The sequence below is a fragment of the Trichlorobacter sp. genome, assembly GCF_030247655.1.
Classification (GTDB): domain Bacteria; phylum Desulfobacterota; class Desulfuromonadia; order Geobacterales; family Pseudopelobacteraceae; genus Trichlorobacter.
On record NZ_JAOTRZ010000330.1, the window covers coordinates 1 to 2,080 of the forward strand.

Consider the following 2,080-nt stretch of genomic DNA (forward strand, 5'->3'; position numbering starts at 1 on the left):
GCAATGGTCAGGGCAGCCATCAGGGCACTGAACGACTCTTCTGCCTGTCTGGACTCACCTTCCTGGGTCATGGTGTAGCCCAGCGGCAGCACGAACCCCGCCAGTGCCGTTTTGACATTGTCCATAACATGGGAGACTGATGCTGTTTCGCGGTAGCCCAGCAGGTTGATGCTGTTCTGTAAACCCTGTCGAGTCAGCAGAGCCGGTACATCCACACTTGTAAAGCGCCCCAGACTGGCCAGCGGAATCTCTCCCAGCGGCGTGTGCAGCAGCAGTTGATCCAGATACTCCACCCTGTTACGAGCCTCTGCTGCGTATCTGATCCGCACCGGCAGGCCGTCTTCACCCGGCAGTCGGTACAGCGAAGAAACACCACCCTGCAGAAAGGTCTGCACCTGATTGGCAGCCTCTTTGGGGGTAATGCCGTAGAGCGCGCAGCGGTCAGGATCGGCGGCAAAACGCAGTTCATGCTTGTCATCGCGCCAGGTCAGCGAAACCGAGGCCAGCCCGCCTGTCTGCTGCATCCGCTGCTGCAGCTGTCTGCCCAGCCCGGCCAGTACCAGCGGGTCAGGCCCGCTTATCTGCACATCCACAGTGGCGCGGATGGTGGAGAGTGGGGTTGCGCCGTATTCGTAAACATCAACATATTTGAGGCCTGACAGCTGTGCAAACCCGGTCCGTAGTTCCCGTTCAATCTCCCAGATGCTGCGGTTGCGGTGGAAGCGATCCACCAGCATAACGGTTATGGCCCCGCCCTGCGGATTTCTTGCTCCCCCAAAGGAGACCACCGACGGTTCTGAACCCAGGGTTGAGCTGATCGCAAACACACCGGTCTGTTTCTGTATCACCGCCTCCATCCTGGCCAGCAACTGCCGGGTTGATGCCAGTGAGCTATTGGCATCAGCCTCAAAACCGATCTTGATGATACCGGTATCCATGGGGGGCATCACATCCTGCCCCACCAGCGGCTTGATGAACCTGCCGGTAATCAGCAGCACCACCACTGCCACCGCCAGAAACAGCAGCCTCTTCTTGAGTGCCAGATCCAGCAGGTTACTGAAAAAACCGGCAATACCGTTACTGATCCAATCTCCCCAGCGCCCCACCAACGCCTCCAGCCGGTTGGGGGTATGGCCGGCCTTGAGGATGTAGGGGGCCAGAATCGGAATGACGGTAACCGAGACGATGTAGGAGGCCACCAGGGCGATGCAAAGTGAGAGTGACAGCGGACGCAGCACGGTTTGAACATAACCGCCGATAAAGATGATCGGCACCAGCACCACTACGGTGGAGAAGGTGCCGGACATGATCGCCAGCATTACCTCCTGGGTGCCGCCGGCCACCAGGTCACGGATAGGTTTGCCGGATTCGCGGTAATGGCGCTCGATATTCTCGATCACCACGATACTGTCATCGGTCAGCATCCCCACGGCCAGGATTACGCCGGTCAGGGTGATCATATGGAACTCAAAACCGAAGACCCACATGCAGGCAAAGGTCAGAAGGTAGCTGAACGGAATCGAGATCGCCACCAGCAGCATGGTGCGCAGATTGCCCAGAAACAGGAAGATTACCAGCACGGTGATGATGATGGCATCCCGCAGCGCCTCCAGCATGTTGTCTACACTACGTTCCACCAGGTCTTTCTGGCTGTAGCTGACCTCAAAGCTGATGCCGGGGTACTGACTGCGCAGACCGGGCAACAGCCGTTCTACAGCATGGATCGTATCCAGGGTATGGCCGGTCTGGCCACGCATGATGTTAAGTCCGATCGCCTCTTTGCCGTTACCGTGGTAAGCCGACTGGGGCTCCTGCACCCCGACGGCTACAGTGGCTATATCACGCAGGTGGATGATGCCGCCCTGCTTGCGTCCCACCACCAGTTCAAGCAGCTGATCAGGCCGTTGTACCGCGCCGTCGGTCTTGACCAGGTACTGCCCTTCCCGACGGATGACCATCCCCTGGGGGATATTCTGGTTCTGGGCCGCCAGCGCCCCCAACACCTCACTGATGGCGATACCGAATCGGTTCATCCGCTGCGGGTCGATCGTTACCGCCAGTTCGGGCTGGTGAGCACCGA

1 protein-coding gene is annotated in these 2,080 nt (G+C 58.9%); it reads right to left on the reverse strand.

What is annotated here, in order from left to right:
* Nucleotides 1-2,080: efflux RND transporter permease subunit (locus OEL57_RS16350; RefSeq protein ID WP_300741966.1), on the reverse strand; the 2,080-nt coding region annotated here is incomplete at both ends.